The 16,212-nt window shown below is 67.2% G+C and carries 18 protein-coding genes and 1 tRNA gene; 6 read left to right on the forward strand and 13 right to left on the reverse strand.

Features of this window, described 5'->3' with window-relative positions:
- Window positions 1-21: 21 nt before the first annotated feature.
- The 5 genes from groL to B7R22_RS11885 form a co-directional block, all read right to left on the reverse strand.
- Window positions 22-1,641 (reverse strand): chaperonin GroEL, encoded by a 1,620-nt coding sequence (gene groL, locus B7R22_RS11865; RefSeq protein WP_116283776.1) that lies wholly within the window; start codon window positions 1,639-1,641, stop codon window positions 22-24.
- Between the two features lie 151 nt (window positions 1,642-1,792).
- A complete protein-coding gene (locus tag B7R22_RS11870; protein ID WP_116283777.1) occupies window positions 1,793-1,996 on the reverse strand; it encodes a cold-shock protein in 204 nt (67 codons plus the stop codon).
- Window positions 1,997-2,165: 169 nt separating this feature from the next.
- Window positions 2,166-2,726, reverse strand: coding sequence for a LytR C-terminal domain-containing protein (locus B7R22_RS11875; RefSeq protein WP_116411956.1), 561 nt, complete (start codon window positions 2,724-2,726; stop codon window positions 2,166-2,168).
- Between the two features lie 19 nt (window positions 2,727-2,745).
- A complete protein-coding gene (locus B7R22_RS11880) occupies window positions 2,746-3,048 on the reverse strand; it encodes a DUF3263 domain-containing protein (RefSeq protein ID WP_216363443.1) in 303 nt (100 codons plus the stop codon).
- 113 nt (window positions 3,049-3,161) lie between these two features.
- Window positions 3,162-3,623 (reverse strand): GNAT family N-acetyltransferase, encoded by a 462-nt coding sequence (locus B7R22_RS11885; protein ID WP_253259043.1) that lies wholly within the window; start codon window positions 3,621-3,623, stop codon window positions 3,162-3,164.
- A gap of 76 nt (window positions 3,624-3,699) precedes the next feature.
- Here B7R22_RS11885 and msrB point away from each other — a divergent pair, with 76 nt between their 5' ends.
- The gene (gene msrB / locus B7R22_RS11890) at window positions 3,700-4,101 is read left to right on the forward strand and encodes a peptide-methionine (R)-S-oxide reductase MsrB (RefSeq protein WP_116284249.1); all 402 of its coding nucleotides are present in this window, start codon (window positions 3,700-3,702) and stop codon (window positions 4,099-4,101) included.
- A 9-nt stretch (window positions 4,102-4,110) separates the two neighbouring features.
- Window positions 4,111-4,647, forward strand: a complete 537-nt coding sequence (locus B7R22_RS11895; RefSeq protein ID WP_116411958.1) for a nitroreductase family protein — start codon at window positions 4,111-4,113, stop codon at window positions 4,645-4,647.
- A 26-nt stretch (window positions 4,648-4,673) separates the two neighbouring features.
- Here B7R22_RS11895 and B7R22_RS11900 read toward each other — a convergent pair whose 3' ends face one another.
- The 3 genes from B7R22_RS11900 to B7R22_RS11910 form a co-directional block, all read right to left on the reverse strand.
- Window positions 4,674-5,021 (reverse strand): hypothetical protein, encoded by a 348-nt coding sequence (locus tag B7R22_RS11900; RefSeq protein ID WP_116411959.1) that lies wholly within the window; start codon window positions 5,019-5,021, stop codon window positions 4,674-4,676.
- Window positions 5,022-5,097: 76 nt separating this feature from the next.
- Window positions 5,098-6,228 carry a fatty acid desaturase family protein gene (locus B7R22_RS11905; protein WP_116411989.1) on the reverse strand — a complete coding sequence of 377 codons (1,131 nt, stop codon included), beginning with the start codon at window positions 6,226-6,228 and terminating at the stop codon, window positions 5,098-5,100.
- 181 nt (window positions 6,229-6,409) lie between these two features.
- On the reverse strand, window positions 6,410-7,759 hold the full coding sequence (locus tag B7R22_RS11910) for a reverse transcriptase family protein (RefSeq protein WP_172582349.1): 1,350 nt from the start codon (window positions 7,757-7,759) through the stop codon (window positions 6,410-6,412).
- A 309-nt stretch (window positions 7,760-8,068) separates the two neighbouring features.
- On the opposite strand from B7R22_RS11910, the gene B7R22_RS11915 reads away from it, so the two are divergent.
- Both B7R22_RS11915 and B7R22_RS11920 read left to right on the forward strand, forming a co-directional pair.
- Window positions 8,069-8,749: a class I SAM-dependent methyltransferase gene (locus B7R22_RS11915; RefSeq protein WP_116411961.1), complete on the forward strand. Its 681-nt coding sequence runs from the start codon at window positions 8,069-8,071 to the stop codon at window positions 8,747-8,749.
- Window positions 8,746-9,165, forward strand: coding sequence for a PPOX class F420-dependent oxidoreductase (locus B7R22_RS11920; protein ID WP_116411962.1), 420 nt, complete (start codon window positions 8,746-8,748; stop codon window positions 9,163-9,165). The genes B7R22_RS11915 and B7R22_RS11920 overlap by 4 nt, the downstream gene beginning before the upstream one ends.
- A gap of 32 nt (window positions 9,166-9,197) precedes the next feature.
- Here the strand turns inward: B7R22_RS11920 and B7R22_RS11925 are convergent, their stop codons facing one another.
- From B7R22_RS11925 to B7R22_RS11935, 3 genes are all read right to left on the reverse strand, one after another.
- Window positions 9,198-9,752, reverse strand: a complete 555-nt coding sequence (locus tag B7R22_RS11925; RefSeq protein ID WP_116411963.1) for a hypothetical protein — start codon at window positions 9,750-9,752, stop codon at window positions 9,198-9,200.
- A gap of 34 nt (window positions 9,753-9,786) precedes the next feature.
- Window positions 9,787-9,859: transfer RNA gene (locus B7R22_RS11930), tRNA-Thr, on the reverse strand.
- Between the two features lie 71 nt (window positions 9,860-9,930).
- Window positions 9,931-10,836: a DsbA family protein gene (locus tag B7R22_RS11935; RefSeq protein ID WP_116411964.1), complete on the reverse strand. Its 906-nt coding sequence runs from the start codon at window positions 10,834-10,836 to the stop codon at window positions 9,931-9,933.
- Between the two features lie 217 nt (window positions 10,837-11,053).
- On the opposite strand from B7R22_RS11935, the gene B7R22_RS11940 reads away from it, so the two are divergent.
- The gene (locus B7R22_RS11940) at window positions 11,054-12,157 is read left to right on the forward strand and encodes an ABC transporter ATP-binding protein (RefSeq protein ID WP_116411965.1); all 1,104 of its coding nucleotides are present in this window, start codon (window positions 11,054-11,056) and stop codon (window positions 12,155-12,157) included.
- A gap of 97 nt (window positions 12,158-12,254) precedes the next feature.
- Entirely contained in the window at window positions 12,255-13,598 is a 1,344-nt protein-coding gene (locus tag B7R22_RS11945) for a DUF4032 domain-containing protein (protein WP_116411966.1), read from the forward strand.
- A 78-nt stretch (window positions 13,599-13,676) separates the two neighbouring features.
- Here B7R22_RS11945 and rlmB read toward each other — a convergent pair whose 3' ends face one another.
- Together rlmB and cysS are read right to left on the reverse strand one after the other, a co-directional pair.
- Window positions 13,677-14,783, reverse strand: a complete 1,107-nt coding sequence (rlmB, locus tag B7R22_RS11950) for a 23S rRNA (guanosine(2251)-2'-O)-methyltransferase RlmB (RefSeq protein ID WP_116411967.1) — start codon at window positions 14,781-14,783, stop codon at window positions 13,677-13,679.
- The gene (cysS, locus tag B7R22_RS11955; protein WP_116411968.1) at window positions 14,776-16,194 is read right to left on the reverse strand and encodes a cysteine--tRNA ligase; all 1,419 of its coding nucleotides are present in this window, start codon (window positions 16,192-16,194) and stop codon (window positions 14,776-14,778) included. The genes rlmB and cysS overlap by 8 nt, the downstream gene beginning before the upstream one ends.
- Between the last annotated feature and the right edge of the window lie 18 nt (window positions 16,195-16,212).

The raw sequence follows: 16,212 nt of genomic DNA on the forward strand, positions 1-16,212 counted from the left end.
CAGATCTGCGGAAAGGCGGGACTAGAAGTCCATTCCGCCGGTCGGGTCGCCAGCCGGAGCGGCGTTGCGCTCGGGCTTGTCGGCCACGACGACCTCCGTGGTGAGGAACAGACCGGCGATGGATGCGGCGTTCTGCAGGGCAGAGCGCGTGACCTTCACCGGGTCGTTGATGCCCGCGAGGAGCATGTCGACGTACTCGCCGGTTGCGGCGTTGAGGCCGTGACCGGTGGGCAGGTTGCGGACCTTTTCGGCGACAACACCGGGCTCGAGGCCCGCGTTGACGGCGATCTGCTTGAGAGGCGCATCGATGGCGACCTTGACGATGTTCGCCCCGGTTGCCTCGTCGCCGACCAGCTCGAGCTTCTCGAAAGCGGTCTTGCCAGCCTGGATGAGCGCGACGCCACCACCGGCGACGATGCCCTCTTCGACGGCAGCCTTGGCGTTCCGCACTGCATCTTCGATGCGGTGCTTGCGCTCCTTGAGCTCGACCTCGGTCGCGGCTCCGGCCTTGATGACGGCGACGCCGCCAGCGAGCTTCGCGAGACGCTCCTGGAGCTTCTCACGGTCGTAGTCGCTGTCGGTGTTCTCGATCTCGTTGCGGATCTGCTGAACGCGACCGGCGATCATCTCGCTGTCGCCAGCACCCTCGACGATCGTGGTCTCGTCCTTCGTGATGACGACCTTGCGGGCACGGCCCAGGAGGTCGAGCGTCACGTTCTCGAGCTTGAGGCCGACCTCTTCGGAGATGACCTGGCCACCGGTGAGGATGGCGATGTCCTGCAGCTGAGCCTTGCGGCGGTCGCCGAAGCCGGGAGCCTTGACGGCGACCGACTTGAAGATGCCGCGGATCTTGTTGACGACGAGAGTGGCGAGTGCTTCGCCGTCGACGTCTTCAGCGATGATGAGCAGCTGCTTGTTGGCCTGGATGACCTTGTCGACGATCGGCAGCAGGTCTTTGATCTGCGAGACCTTCGAGTTGACGATAAGGATGTAGGGGTCTTCGAAGACGGCTTCCTGGCGGTCGGGGTCGGTCACGAAGTACTGCGACAGGTAACCCTTGTCGAAGCGCATGCCCTCGGTCAGCTCGAGGACGGTGCCGAACGTGTTCGACTCCTCGACGGTGACGACACCTTCTTTTCCGACCTTGTCGATGGCTTCGGCGATGAGGGCGCCGATCTCGGGGTCACCAGCTGAGATGGAGGCCGTGGCCGCGATCTCTTCCTTCGTCTCGATCTCTTTCGCGTTGGCGACGAGCTCGGCGATGACGGCTGCAACAGCCTTCTCGATGCCCTTCTTCAGGCTGATCGGGTCGGCGCCGGCTGCAACGTTGCGCAGTCCTTCACGAACCAGGGCCTGGGCGAGAACGGTCGCGGTGGTCGTTCCGTCTCCGGCGACGTCATCGGTCTTCTTGGCGACCTCCTTGACGAGCTCCGCCCCGATCTTCTCGTACGGGTCGTCGAGCTCGATCTCCTTGGCGATGGAGACACCGTCGTTCGTAATCGTGGGGGCTCCCCACTTCTTTTCGAGGACGACGTTGCGGCCGCGCGGGCCGAGCGTCACCTTGACGGCGTCAGCCAAAATGTTGAGTCCACGCTCGAGGCCGCGTCTGGCCTCTTCGTCGAAAGCAATAATCTTTGCCATGTGTGTTTCTCGTCCCTCCCGGGCGTCATGAAAGATTCATAAAGGTTTAGCACTCAGCATGCACGAGTGCTAAACCAATACTGGCACTCGGCAGGTGAGAGTGCAAGTGACGCCCAGAGGACGAAGGACAGATCGGATGCCCGGCCGGAGGTCAGGCCAGCCGCACCGCTTCGGCCTGCGGCCCCTTCGATCCGGTGCCGACCTCGAAGATCACCTGCTGGCCCTCTTCGAGCACCTTGTAGCCGCCCATGTCGATGGCGGAGTAGTGGACGAAGACGTCTTGCCCGCCCCCATCGACAGTGATGAAGCCGTAGCCCTTTTCAGCGTTGAACCACTTGACGGTTCCGTTCGCCATTGTTACTCCCATTTGCTGTGTTGCTCACCATCATTTCGGGTGAAATGATCCGTTTTCCCAGTAAATCGGTGCAACTGAGCAAACGCTCACTGTGTGATCACAACTCAACATGGATTAAACAATCCCGAAATATGACGGGCACGGCACGGGCACGGCACGGGCGCGCGGACTACCCGGCGGGATCCTTGTAGTCCGTTCCCAGCACCGCCGTGAGTGTGCCAGCCTCATACTGGTTGGAGACCGCGACCGCCACTCCCCCGAGCGTTTCGGCGAGGCCCTTGGCGGCGCCCTCCTGGGCGGCATCCGTGTAGTAGACGGTCGACGTGGTCACGTCGGACGCGCCGGCGTTCGCCTCCGTGCTGACAGCCCACCCGGCATCCGTCGCCTGACCGCCGGCCCGGGTCGCAAGCCCGGAGACACCCGTGCCGTTCAGGATCGTCACCGAGAGGGAGGGATCTACCGTGGGAACGACTGTCGGGGTCGGCGTGACCGACGCCGGGTCGCTCGACGCCGAGCCGCCCGCCGATGCCGAGCCTGAGTCCGACCCGGGAAGACCGTTGTTGATGACGAGCAGACCGAGAGCCCCAGCCCCGACCAGAACGCCCGTCGCGAGGGCTGCCCAAGCGAACGCAACCCAGCCCCGCCCCCGGGGCCGTGCACCACGGTGCACACCACGGCGCACGACATCTGCCGGCACGTTGTCGAAGGAGTCGGTGGGTTCTGAAGCCATTGGTTCGAAGGGACCGTTCTTATTCGCCGGGTGGGAGGAGACGGGCAGAGCGGGCTGCCGTTCGGGAATCTCTCACGCGCTGGAGTCGTCTGATGAGCATCGGGTCGAACATGAGCGCCGCCGGTGAGTCGAGCAACGCGTTCACGAGCTGGTAGTAGCGCGGAGCGGACAGACCGAAGTGCTCCCTGATGGCCTGCCCTTTGGCTCCGGCATGCGTGTACCAGGTGCGCTCGAACTCGAGGATGCGCTGCTCGCGCTCGTTCAGCCCGACGACACCGGTGCCGGGTGAGACGGGTGCGGGACCGCTGGTTGGTTCAGCCATCCTCATCCTCTCCCTGGCAGCCCCTTGCGGCTGATTCGGCCCAGTCTAGGGCGAGGCACCTTGGTGGCAGATGTACGGCGCGGCTCGAGGACGGCACCGATTTCTTCACGGTCTCAGCGGATGCCGGGCCGGTACATCGTCGTGTGCAGGATGCCCGCCTCGCTGAACTCGGGCCCGAACGGCTCGAAACCGAACTTGGCGTAGAGCCCCGCGGCGTAGCTCTGGGAGTGCAGCAGCATCGCCTCGCCACCGAACCGCTCGACGACCCGCGCGAGGAGGACCTGCGCGAGGCCGCGGCCGCGCTGATCCGCCGCCACGACGACCCGCCCGATCACCCGTGCAGCGTCGAGATGCTCGGGCACGGCGTCTTCGAGCACGCGCAGGTAGGCGGTGACGCGGGGGCCGTCGGCGAGCCAGAGATGCTCGGTCGCCGGTTCGAGGTCACGGTCATCCAGTTCGCTCTCATCGACCTTCTGCTCGACATAGAACACATCGGTGCGGAGCTTCAGGAACGCGTAGAGCTCGGTTGTCGTGACCTCGCCGAACCGCTTCTGGATGATGGAATTGTCAGGCACGGCCCCGAGTTTACTGTGAAGATGGTTGGCGGCCCGCTGCAGTCGGCGGCCCTGAATGACGAGAGAAGTATCCACCATGAGCTATGACGTATCGAAGACCGACGAAGAGTGGCGGAGGAAGCTCGACAAAGAGGAGTACGCCGTGCTCCGCCAGGCCGCCACAGAGCGCCCGTGGACGGGTGAGCTCCTCGACGAGAAGCGCGAGGGCGTCTACAAATGCAAGGCGTGCGGGCAGGAGCTGTTCCGCAGCGACACCAAGTTCGACTCGCACTGCGGATGGCCGAGTTTCTACGCGCCGAAGGATTCCGATGCCGTCGAGCTGATCGAGGACAAAAGCCTCGGAATGGTGCGCACCGAGGTGCGCTGCTCGAACTGCGGATCCCACCTCGGCCACCTGTTCGACGATGCGCCGACGACTCCGACGGGCGACCGCTTCTGCATGAACTCGGTCTCGCTCTCGTTCGACACCGAGAACTGACCGGGAGCGATGTCTGCACTGGAGAGCATGCTCCGCCGGCGTTCGCACTCGAAGGTCGGGCAGAACGCGCCCGACCACGCCGAACTGCTGCGGCTGGTCGAGGCCGCCGGGTCGGTTGCCGATCACAGCGCGCTTCGGCCCTGGCGGCTCGTCGAGCTCCGGGGCGATGTGCGCGACCGTCTGGGCGAAGCTCTCGCTGAGGCACAGGGCGGGGACGTCGCCAAGATGGTCGCGAAGGCCAGGCGCGCCCCTCTGCTCATCGCGATCGTCGCGACCTACCGGCCGAGCGAGAAGGTGCCGAACTGGGAGCAGGAGGCCGTGGCGTCCGGCGTCGCCCACGGGCTCTCCCTGCTGCTCGACGAGGCCGGCTGGGGTGTCTTCTGGCGCACCGGGCACCAGACACGCCACGAAGCGGTACGGCGCATGCACCAGCTCGCCGCCAACGAGCAGCTGCTGGGCTGGCTCTACGTCGGAGACGCGCCCCCCAGGCGACACGAGAAGCCTCGGAAGCTCGTGAACCCGGCCCATCACCTCACGGTGCTGTAACGCACCCTGTGGGGGGTGGGGTGGGCTCAGGCCTGGCGTCGTTCGTGCAGGCCGAGCGGATTGACCGGATCCGGCGCGAGCTGACGCGACTGTTCGAGCAGCTCCCGCACGTGGAATCCCATGTACGCGGATGCTCGGGCAAGCGTCGTCTCCGACGCCACCCAGACGCGGAGCCCGCGCTCGTCGCAGCCGTAGGTGTAGACACCGAAGAGCTGTTTCTCGCCCTCTGCGTAGCGCAGGATCCAGCCGAGGCAGCGACCGTCGTGCGCCATGAACCACACCTCATCGCTCCACGGGGTGGGCGAGTAGACGGCGTGCGGCTGCGTCTCTTCGATGGTCGGGCCGGGGCTCGCCGGGCCGATAGGGGCGGTCACAGGATCAGATTATGCGCTTCAACTGGCAAATGCCTGCAGAGAACCCCGGTGTCGCCCAATCTTCACCTGCGCGAAATCAGCGACCGTAGCCCGAGGCCACCGGGCACATGAATTCGTTCTTCGCGGCCGCGAGCCCCACACGGTTCATGTGGTTGACCACCGCTCCGTACGCCTCGAACAGCGTCGTCTCGGTGTAGAGGATGGTGTGGGTCTCGCAGTACTCCCGGGCGATCTGCTGTGCGTGCTTGAGGGCGGGCCTCGGCATGTTCGGGAAGAGGTGGTGCTCGACCTGGTAGTTGAGCCCGCCCATGAAGAAGTTCATGAACCAGCCGCCCGAGATGTTGCGGGAGGTGAGCACCTGGCGGCGCAGGAAGTCGACCTTCGAATCCCGCGGCAGCACCGGCATGCCGATGTGGTTCGGGGCGAACGACGAGCCCATGTAGACACCGAAGACGGCGAGCTGCACACCGACGAAGGCGAACGCCATGCCGAGCGGCAGAGCCAGAAAGACGATGGTGAGGTAGGCGCCGATCCGCGCGAGGAGCATCACGATCTCGACGGTGCGCTTGTCGACCTTGCCGCGGCCGAACACCGTGCGGAAGCCGTGCAGGTGGAGGTTCAGGCCCTCGAAGATGAGGATCGGAAAGAAGATGTAGCCCTGGCGCTTGGTCAGCCAGCGTGAGATGCCCGTGGTGGCAGCGGCATCCTCCTCTGTGAACGAGACGAAGTCCTTGTCGATGTCGGGGTCTTTGCCGACGATGTTCGGGTTGGCGTGGTGCCGGGAATGCTTCGTCATCCACCAGCTGTAGCTGATGCCGACGAACAGGTTCGCGAGCGTGCGGCCGGCGAGGTCGTTGGCTCTTCCCGACTCGAAGACCTGGCGGTGGGAGGCCTCGTGCGCCAGAAAGGCGAACTGGGTCAGGATGAGGCCGAGCGCCGCCGCCATCAGCAGCTGGAACCACGAGTCGCCGAGCAGCACGAAACCGGTCACGACACCGCCGAGCGCGGCGACGAGGATGCCGAACGTCAGAGCGTAGAAGCCGCGTCGGCGACGGAGCAGCCCGGCATCCCGAACCGTGCGGAGCAGCGCCGAGTACTCGGTTGTCGGGTTGACCCGGTTGCCGCCCGGCTTGGTGCGTGTGAACAGCACGTTCGGCGTGGGGGCGGGCAGTGCTGAAGGAACAGTTGCGCTCACGGTGAGCCTCATTTCGAGGTTGACGAGTGAGTGGTCTCCTGCAGACGAACCGACCACTCAGTGGTGAATGGCGACCGTGGTCCGGGGCAACCTCTGCTGACGTTACGTCACTGGCTCCCCGCCGCGGGTGCCGGTACCGTCAGGAACCTCGGATGCTCAGCAGATTCTCACTCTGGGCCGAGGGGCGCGGAAGTCACCAACGGATGCGAGCGAACTCCCGTTCGAGACGCTCGGCCTTCGACGGGTTGAGGTCGCGCGCCCAGGAGAGTCGGCCGAGGAGATGTGCGCGAAAATCGCTGTGCCCGTCGTGGTTCTGGGACTCCGGTCCGCGCTCGGCGCAGTTGTGGAGGATCGCCTTCAGCGCGTCGAACTCGACGCGGGGCAGCGCGGTGTGCTCGTTCACCACGATGCCGGTGACGCGCTGGCTGGTCGCCGCCGGTCGCACCCGCGTCTTCTGCCGGTTCACCAGGTGGCCCTCGTCCTCGACGATGCGGGTCACGCCGCGGATGAACGCATCGGCGCGTCGGCGAAGCGCCACGGGGCCGCTGAACGTGAGGTCGTCGGCATACCTCGTGTACGTGGCATCCGCGGCCTCTGCGTACCCGGCGAGCCGCGAATCGACGCGCCGGATGGCGAGATTCGCGAGCGCCGGCGACGTGGGCGCCCCCTGGGGAAGGTGCGCGGCGGCGAGGGCCTGCCTGAGCGCGAACCGCTCGTCGGGGTCACCCCCCGGCGGCATCGCTCCGATGATCCGCATGGGCACCCGGTTTGTGACGAGGCCGGTGAGCGCCAGCGCGACCCGCTCCGGTGTGTCCTCCTGCCGGAGCGCCCCGTAGACGCGGCCCGCGGTCACCCGGGTGAAGAAGGTGACGAGATCGAGGGCGATCACAACGTCTCTGCCGGTGTGCAGTCGGGCGGCCGTGAGAGCACTACGCCCCGGCACGAATCCATGCGCGGCATCGTGCAACGGCAGCAGCGCGAACACCTCGTGCAGCAGAATGCGCTGGGCGGCGCGCATCCGCTCGGTCGGAACCTCGAGCAGGCGTGGCACCCGCCCGGGCCGCGAGCGCCACTCGTAGCGGTAGTGGTGAAGCGGACCGGCCGGCGCACGACGATTCCAGCCGCCGGTGTCGGCGAGCCAGTCGAGCTCCCCCGGCGTGACCTCGAGGAGTGCGGCGAGCGCGGGGAGCGTGCGGGGCGGAGGTGCTGGCGTGGCGGAAGCGGGTGCGGGGGCGGGGGCGGGCTCCTGGCGATCCTCGCTGCCGGGCGAGACCGGATGGTGCGCGATCACGAGAGGGCGGCCCGCGACACGGGCCCGCTCGAGTGCGGCCGTCAGCGCTGTCGATCGACGGATGACCGCCGCGAGCTCCCGCGGAGCATCCTGCGGCGCCGTGCGGTACACCGCGCGAACCTCCCGCACGAGAGCAGGGAGAAAACGGTGCCGGCGGCCGAAGACGTCCTGCAGAACCCCGAGCATCCCGTCGGGCGACCAGTCGGTGGCGGCGAGGAGCGCGAGGGCGAGCGCCGTCGCGACCTGGCCCACTGAGGCCTTGGGCCGGCGTGCCAGTACCGCCGCGGCGGGGGTCGGAGCCGGCGCCGGGATAGTGCTGCGATGGCCTGCAGACGACCTGTGCGTCTGTGCGGGCGTGCGGCCGCTCGAAGTGCGGTGAGACGCCTGCGGCGAAGTGCCTGAATCGGTCTGCGTACCCCGGGGTGACCCCGGAGAGGACGGATCACATCGTGAACCGTCCACCTCGTCTGCAGACCATCGCATCCACAGAACGCTAACCGTCGCGGTGCCGTTTCGGCAAACGGACTTGCATGGGGTCGGCCGGGCGCAGAGGATGGGCGGATGACCCCTGAACACGCTCCGAGCCCGTCAGGGCATCCTTCGACCGAGACGTTCTGGAACGAGCACTACGGACAGCGCGAGCAGATCTGGAGCGGGCAGCCGAATGCCGTGCTGGTCGATGAGGCGTCGGGGCTGGCGGCCGGCCGCGCGCTCGACGTCGGCTGCGGCGAGGGTGCCGACGCGATCTGGCTCGCCGGGCGCGGTTGGCAGGTGACGGCGGTGGATGTCTCGGGGCTCGCCCTCGATCGGGCACGCGCTGCAGCAGAGGCGGCTGGGGTCGCCGGATCGATCGACTGGCAGCAGCACGACCTCGGATCGAGCTTTCCCGCCGGCGAATTCGAGCTGGTGTCTGCGCAGTTCCTGCACTCGCCCGTGGAGCTGCCGCGGGTCGAGATCCTGAGTGCCGCAGCGGCCGCAGTGGCGCCGGGCGGCCGCTTGCTGGTCGTCGGTCACTCCGGCCTCCCGTCGTGGGTCGACCACGACCAGCCCGATGTTCACTTCGTGACGCCCGGGGAGGTGCTCGCGTCGCTCTCACTCGACCCGGCCGAGTGGAGGACGCTGAGCTGCGAGGCGCGAACGCGTGCTGTCAGAGATCCGCACGGCGACCACGCGACCCTCGACGACGCGGTCGTGCTGGTCGAACGGCTTGTGGTCACCCCCGACGGGAGCGACCGAGCGTGAGCGCGGGCGTCCGGCTGACCGCCGAGGGATCGACCTTCGTCGCTGATCGGCACCTGGCCATCCTGACGACACTCGGCCCGACCGGTCGGCTGCACAGCGTTCCAGTGGGGTTCACGCTCGAAGACGGCATCGCTCGCATCATCACCTCCGATGGCACGCAGAAGGTGCGGAATGCCGAGCGGGGAGGCCAGGCATCCGTGGCACAGGTCGACGGGGCACGCTGGCTCAGCTTCCAGGGCGCCTCGACCATCAACAGGGATGCTGCCGCGGTGGAGCACGCCGTTGAGCTCTATGCCGGGCGATACCGGCAGCCCGGCGTGAACCCGCGGCGAGTAGTGATCGAGATCGCCGTCGAACGGGCACTCGGATCCTCGGGCCTGGTCGAAGCGAAGGGCGGTTCCGCAGAAGACCGGTGACGCCCGTCGAAGACGATGCCGGCGCCGGGCTCTCAGCCCCAGAGCATCGACGCGAGCGAGTCCAACAGGCCAGGGGTCGAGACGTTCGCCTGGCTGATGTGGATGTACGTGTCGCCTCGGAGGAAGGATGTGCTGCCGACGTCGACGGAGTACTTGGGGTCGGTCGTGGTGAGCTGGCAGGCCTCACCGGTGCCGGATGTCGCCGCAGCGCAGGTGTAGCCCAGGGCGGGCAGGCTCGCCAGATAATCTGACGCGTCGGCCGGATCCACCGTGGGGATCTCGATCGTCACCGAGGTGATGTCCGCCGAAGGATCGCGCCAGACACATCTGAGCTGGGTGGCCGCGTACAGCGTCTCGGCGAGGGTTGCGCCGACCGGCGGCGTGGTCGGCACGATGGACCCGGCAGGATACGAATACGGAGTGCCGGGGGTTCCGACGTCGGCAGGATCGTTCAGGGGCCTGGCTCCGAACGTGGCGGTGAACGGGGACGACGCGATGAGGTCGGAACACTCCGGCGAATTCGCACAGCCCGTCACGAACGCAGCAGACAGCACCACGGCAGTTGCACACCGGACCGGCACCTTCATGGTGCGCCTCCGTCGGCGATCGCGGAACACAGGGGGCCGGCGGCGGGACTTGAACCCGCAACCCCCGCTTTACAAGAGCGGTGCGCTACCAATTGCGCCACGCCGGCAGATGGAACACCCCATTCTAGCCATGCCGACAACGCGTCTGCGCAGCAGCGGAGGGGTGCTCCGGTGACGCCTACGGCGCAGGCGTCGGGGTTGGTGTGGCGGTGGCGGCGGTCTGGCCCGACACCTGGAGCACGAAGTTCGCGAATGCGTTCGCGTCGGTCAATGAACCCTGGTACTGCTGTCCGTCGACCAGCACGGTCGGCGTGCCGGTCACCTTGGCGAGCGTCGAACCCGGCAGGGGTTCGGTCGTGGCCCGGGTGGTGGAGTCGCTGACCCAGCCCTTGAACTCCTCATTCGTGATGCAGGTGTTGATCTGGTCGGCCGAGCCGACACCCGCCTGCTTCGCCAGATCCTGGAGCGTCGCGTCGTCGAGCCCGGCCGTGCTCTCCTGCGGCTGGTTCGAGAACAGCAGGGCGCTGAAGTCGTAGAAGTTGTTCGGCGAGTAGTTCGCGACGCAGGCAGCGGCGTTGGCCGAGCGACTCGAGTATCGTTTGCCCTGCGACGAGCGGTCGAGCAGAGCCAGGGGATGCACTTCGTACGTTGCCGCGCCGCTGTCGATCCACTTGCCGATCTGCGTCAGGTTCGTCGACTCGAACTGGCCGCAGTAGGGGCACAGGTAATCGATGTAGACGCGGATGTCGATGACTCCGGCGGCGTTGGTGGCGCTCGGCGTGGGCTGCTGCCCGTCAGCCAGCGCGGCTGTCGTCTCGGCGACGTTGCCCTGGCTGATCTTGATGCCGTCGCTGGCCATGTTGAGCGGGCCGGGGCCGGCGGGCTTGGCGGAGCTCGCGACGATCAGCACCACGCAGACGACGATGGCGATGACGACGACACCGAGGCCGCTGAAGAGGATCGCGCGGTTGCGGATGTCCTTACGACGCTGCTGCTCACGCAGCTGCTTCGCCTTCTCCCTGGCCGCTTCGCGACGCTGGTTCTTGTTCTGGCGGCTGTTGTCGTCGGGTCGGCCGATGGTCATACGTGGTGCTCCCGTGTTCGGGTCGTGGTTCTTCGAAGTGAGGTGCCACAGGCCGGGGGGTCACCGGCAGGCATCCATAGATAGTAATGAACCAGCCTGTGAATGCGGTAAACGGCTGGCGTGTCATACTGGGTGGCGGGTCACCGATGAAGTTGTCCCGCATCCATCACAACGGATCGTCCGGCACGTACCTGCCGGTGAAGGAAGAGAAGAAATCATGGCGTCTGTAACATTCGACCACGCAACCCGCCTGTACCCGGGTTCGACAAGGCCGGCCGTCGACCAGCTGAACCTCGAGACCGCCGACGGCGAGTTCCTCGTTCTCGTCGGCCCCTCGGGTTGTGGCAAGTCGACCTCCCTGCGAATGCTCGCCGGCCTCGAAGAGGTCAACTCGGGCAACATCTTCATCGGCGAGCGGAACGTCACCGATGTTCCCCCGAAAGACCGCGACATCGCGATGGTCTTCCAGAACTACGCGCTCTACCCGCACATGACGGTTGCCGAGAACATGGGCTTCGCGCTGAAGATCGCCGGCGTCAGCAAAGACGAGCGCGCCACCCGAGTTCTCGAGGCTGCGAAGCTCCTCGACCTCGAGCCCTACCTGGGACGCAAGCCCAAGGCCCTCTCGGGTGGCCAGCGCCAGCGCGTCGCCATGGGCCGCGCCATCGTGCGCCAGCCCCAGGTCTTCCTGATGGATGAGCCGCTGTCGAACCTCGATGCGAAGCTCCGCGTGCAGACCCGTACCCAGATCGCCTCGCTCGTGCGCCGCCTCGGTGTCACCACCGTCTACGTCACCCACGACCAGACGGAGGCCCTCACCATGGGCGACCGCATCGCCGTGCTGAAGGACGGCCTGCTGCAGCAGGTCGGCACCCCGCGCGACCTCTACGAGAAGCCCGAGAACGTGTTCGTCGCCGGCTTCATCGGCAGCCCGGCCATGAACCTCTTCGTAGCCGACGTGGTCGACGGCGGTGTGCAGTTCGGCACCTCGGTCATCCCCGTCGAGCGCGAGCTGCTCGCCTCGATCAGCGGCAAGACGGTCACGATCGGTGTGCGCCCCGAGGACATCGTCGTCGCGTCGCAGTTCGGCGAGGGCCTGCCCGTCGACATCGACCTGATCGAGGAGCTCGGAGCCGACGGCTACCTCTACGGCCACGCTGAGATCAACGGTCGCCGCACGGACCTCGTCACCCGTGTCGACGGCCGCGTGCACCCGAACGCCGGCGAGAAGGTCTACCTGACCGCGAAGCCCGGCCACCTGCACCTCTTCGACGTCGAGAGCGGCCAGCGCGTCGGCAACAAGCCGGTCGTCAACGCGTAGTACTGCACCACCCAACGAGACACACCGTGCTCGGGCCTGCTGCGTCACACCGGCAGGCCCGAGTCGTTTAACCGGCGCACTTCGACAAGGAGCATCCATGAGCGGCTCACTGAACATCACCTCGGCGACGGCCGACCCCGCCCTGCTCGACCTGCCCTGGCAGTTGCCGCTCGACGAGTGGCCGGCCGCGAACATCGCGCTGCTGCCGAAGGGCATCTCCCGGCACCTCGTGCGGTTCGCCCACCTCAGCGGCCACGTGATCGCCATCAAGGAGACCACCGACGAGATGGCCAAGCGGGAGTATGCCATGCTCCGCACCCTGCAGAACCTCGAGATCCCCTGCGTCGATCCCCTCGCAGTGATCACGAACCGCACCGACGTGAACGGCCTCGAACTGAACTCCGTCTTGGTCACCCGGCACCTGAAGTTCTCCCTCCCTTATCGCGCGCTCTTCTCGCAGACGCTCCGCCCCGACACCGCGACGCGGCTGGTGGATGCTCTGGCCGTGCTTCTGGTGCGCCTGCACATCATCGGGTTCTTCTGGGGCGACGTGTCGCTCTCGAACACCCTCTTCCGCCGGGACGCCGGATCCTTCGCTGCCTACCTGGTGGACGCGGAGACCGGGCAGCTCTATTCCACGGGCCTGTCGAACGGACAGCGCGAAAACGACCTCGAGATCGCCCGGGTCAACATCGCCGGCGAGCTGATGGACCTGGAGGCCGGCGGCCGGGTGGCCGACGAGCTCGACCCCATCCGCATCAGTGATGGGATCGTTGCCGCCTACCGTTCGCTCTGGAAGGAGCTGACCGGCAGCGAATCGTTCTCCTCGTCCGAACGCTGGCGAATCAATGAGCGGGTCGACCGCCTGAACGACCTCGGTTTCGACATCGAGGAACTCGCGATCAAGACCAATGACGACGGTGACACGGTGCGCATCCAGCCGAAGGTGGTGGATGCCGGACACCACCAGCGCCGACTCCTCCGCCTCACCGGGCTCGACGCCGGCGAAAACCAGGCCCGGCGACTGCTCAACGACCTCGACTCCTACACCCTCAAGTTCGGGCGCCGCGACCACGACGAGGAGATGCTCGCCCACGAGTGGCTTGCGAAGGTGTTCGAGCCTGTGGTGCGGGCGATCCCCCGGGATCTGAAGGGCAAGCTGGAGCCGGCCGAGGTGTTCCACCAGCTGCTCGAGCACCGCTGGTTCATGAGCCAGCAGGAGAGCCGCGACGTGCCGCTGGCCGAGGCGCTGAACTCCTACATCAACGACATCCTGCGGCACCGCCGCGACGAGGCGACCGTGGTCGGCCCGCCGACCGGCATGATCACGCTCCCGATCTCGGTTCAGAGCGGTGCGGTGCCCGATGACGAGGCGGCTGCTGCCACGGCGGCGGCGGATGCCGCGTCCGAGCCCGAGGCCGACTGGCGCCTCACGGTCTGACCGCCCGGCCCGACGAACGAAGGGACCCGAATCGCGGCAAGGCCGAAGCCTTGGCGCGATTCAGGTCCCTTCGGTCTTCTACTTCTGCGCTCTGGTGCGCGAGATCTCGTAGAGGGTCACGGATGCCGCGATACCGGCATTCAGCGACTCGGTCGCCGCACTGATCGGGATCGACACGATGGCATCGCACGTCTCGGTGACGAGCCGAGAGAGACCCTTGCCCTCGCTGCCCACCACGATCACGATGGGGCCGCGCGCGAGTTCGAGGTCGGGGAGCGCCATGTCTCCCCCGCCGTCGAGCCCGATCACGAACGCACCCTTCGCCTTCAACGACTTCAGCGACTGCGTGAGGTTCGGGGCCATGGCGACGGGTGTGCGGGCGGCAGCGCCGGCCGAGGTCTTCCACGCCGACGCGGTGAGGCTGACGGAGCGACGGGCCGGAACGATGACACCCTGGCCGCCGAACGCAGCGGTCGAGCGGATGATCGCCCCGAGGTTCCGCGGATCCGTGATGCCGTCGAGCGCCACCAGCAGCGGCACTTCCTTGCGGGCGACGATCTGGTCGTAGAGGTCGTCGGGGTGGGCGTACTCGTACGGCGGCACCTTCAGCGCGACGCCCTGGTGCACCGAGTCGAACCCGGCGAGGCGGTCGAGCTCCGGACGCATCACTTCGAGGATCGGGATCTGGCGTGACGTCGCGAGCTGCAGCAGCTCCTTCACACGCTCGTCGTACTCGATGCGCGTCGCGATGTAGAGCGCTGTGGCGGGGATCTTCGCGCGGAGCGCCTCGACCACGGAGTTGCGACCGGTCACCACCTCGCTCTCTTCACCGCGGCTGAGCGGGCGACGCTGGGGACGCGCCGGCTCCTGCGGGCCACCACGGCTCGCGCCGGAGACGGCGCCCCGGGCAGACCCGTTGCGGGCGGCAGGGCCACCCCGACCCGCGATCTTCGGCTCGTTCGTGCGCCGCTCGGGCGCGGCCTTGGCCTTGCCGCCGGCAGCGGCGTAGCGCTCCTTGGCAGCCTTCGCCTTTCCCGCGGGGTGGTACGGGCGATCCTCTGCCTTGGGCGTGGGCTTCTTGCCCTCGAGGGCCTGGCGGCCCTGGCCGCCCGATCCGACGGCCGGCCCTCTGCTGGTGCGCCGGACGGCGCCGGGGCGGCCGGGCTTCTTGCCTGAACTAGCCATCAAAACTCCAATGTGCACCCGTTGAGGTGTCTTCTATCGTGATGCCGGCCTGCCCCAGCTCGTCGCGGATGCGATCGGCGGTGGCGAAGTCGCGGGCCTTGCGTGCGGTCTGTCGGTCGTCGAGCAGCTGCTCGACGAGGGCTTTGAGAGCGGTGCCCGTGGAACTCTGGTCGGCGCTCGCCCAGACGGGGTCGTGCGGATTGATGCCGAGGATGCTCGTCATGGCGAGCACGAGCCCGAGCAGCCTCGCGGCCTCGCTGAAGTCTTCCGCGTCGAGAGCGGTGTTGCCGTCGCGCACAGCCTCGTGCAGCACGCCGAGCGCCTGGGGCACACCGAGGTCGTCATCCATCGCCGTACGGAATTCGGCGGGAACGACCTCGACGGTCGACGACGCGAAGCGGGTGCCCTCGAGCCGTCGCACGGCACGGTCGAGAAAGCCCTCGATGCGCCCGAGAGCGGCCTCCGCCTCGGCGAGCGAGCCGTCCTGGTATTCGAGGTTCGAGCGGTAGTGGGCCGAGCCCAGGTAGTAGCGCACGACAAGCGGGCGCGCGGCGGCGAGCAGGTCGGCGGCGTAGACCGAGTTGCCGAGCGACTTCGACATCTTCTGGCCGTTCACCGAGACCAGCCCGTTGTGCAGCCAGTAGTTCGCGAACGCGTCACCCGCGGCGCGCGACTGGGCGAGCTCGTTCTCGTGGTGCGGGAAGCGCAGGTCGAGGCCGCCGCCGTGGATGTCGAACTGCGTGCCGAGGTAGCGCGTGCTCATCGCCGAGCACTCGATGTGCCAGCCGGGCCGGCCGGCGCCCCAGGGGCTCTGCCACGATGCGGTGGCGGGTTCGCCCTCCTTGTGGCCCTTCCAGAGGGCGAAGTCCCGCACGTCGTGCTTGCCCCGCGGATCTGAGTCTTCTGCCGAGGCCATGTCGGCGAGCTTCTGGTGCGTCAGCTCGCCGTAGGACGGCCACGACACCGTGTCGAAGTAGACGTCGCCGGAGCCGTCTTCTGCGGCATAGGCGTGCCCGGCATCCACCAGCCTCCGGATGATCTGCTGCATCTCGGGGATGCTCGCGGTCGCACGGGGTTCGTAGGTGGGCGGCAGGATGCCGATCGTGTTGTAGGCGGCGGTGAACTCCAGCTCGGTGCGGTAGGCGAGGGCCCACCACGGTTCACCCGACGCTGCGGCGTTGACCAGCACTTTGTCGTCGATGTCCGTGACGTTCCGCACGAGGGTGACGTCGAGCCCGGAGTAGTTGAGCCAACGACGCAACTGGTCGTAGGCGAGAGCCGAACGCAGGTGACCGATGTGCGGGGACGACTGCACCGTCGGCCCGCAGACGTAGACGCCGGCACGCCCCTGCACCAGGGGCTCGAAGTCCCTGAGGGTACGTGCTTGAGAATCGTAGAGGCGAAGAGTCACTGCGCTAGTTTACGAGGG

Origin of the sequence: Subtercola boreus, from assembly GCF_003399635.1 — a bacterium.
Classification (GTDB): domain Bacteria; phylum Actinomycetota; class Actinomycetes; order Actinomycetales; family Microbacteriaceae; genus Subtercola; species Subtercola boreus_B.

What these genes read in the sequence shown, in the direction of transcription:
- B7R22_RS11875 (WP_116411956.1), bottom strand. Translation starts at nt 2,726, where the DNA reads ATGGCTTCAGAACCCACCGACTCCTTCGACAACGTGCCGGCAGATGTC.
- groL (WP_116283776.1), bottom strand. Translation starts at nt 1,641, where the DNA reads ATGGCAAAGATTATTGCTTTCGACGAAGAGGCCAGACGCGGCCTCGAG.
- B7R22_RS11905 (WP_116411989.1), bottom strand. Translation starts at nt 6,228, where the DNA reads ATGAGGCTCACCGTGAGCGCAACTGTTCCTTCAGCACTGCCCGCCCCC.
- B7R22_RS11870 (WP_116283777.1), bottom strand. Translation starts at nt 1,996, where the DNA reads ATGGCGAACGGAACCGTCAAGTGGTTCAACGCTGAAAAGGGCTACGGC.
- B7R22_RS11935 (WP_116411964.1), bottom strand. Translation starts at nt 10,836, where the DNA reads ATGACCATCGGCCGACCCGACGACAACAGCCGCCAGAACAAGAACCAG.
- B7R22_RS11895 (WP_116411958.1), top strand. Translation starts at nt 4,111, where the DNA reads ATGTCTGCACTGGAGAGCATGCTCCGCCGGCGTTCGCACTCGAAGGTC.
- rlmB (WP_116411967.1), bottom strand. Translation starts at nt 14,783, where the DNA reads ATGGCTAGTTCAGGCAAGAAGCCCGGCCGCCCCGGCGCCGTCCGGCGC.
- B7R22_RS11915 (WP_116411961.1), top strand. Translation starts at nt 8,069, where the DNA reads ATGACCCCTGAACACGCTCCGAGCCCGTCAGGGCATCCTTCGACCGAG.
- msrB (WP_116284249.1), top strand. Translation starts at nt 3,700, where the DNA reads ATGAGCTATGACGTATCGAAGACCGACGAAGAGTGGCGGAGGAAGCTC.
- B7R22_RS11925 (WP_116411963.1), bottom strand. Translation starts at nt 9,752, where the DNA reads ATGAAGGTGCCGGTCCGGTGTGCAACTGCCGTGGTGCTGTCTGCTGCG.
- B7R22_RS11945 (WP_116411966.1), top strand. Translation starts at nt 12,255, where the DNA reads ATGAGCGGCTCACTGAACATCACCTCGGCGACGGCCGACCCCGCCCTG.
- B7R22_RS11940 (WP_116411965.1), top strand. Translation starts at nt 11,054, where the DNA reads ATGGCGTCTGTAACATTCGACCACGCAACCCGCCTGTACCCGGGTTCG.
- B7R22_RS11880 (WP_216363443.1), bottom strand. Translation starts at nt 3,048, where the DNA reads ATGGCTGAACCAACCAGCGGTCCCGCACCCGTCTCACCCGGCACCGGT.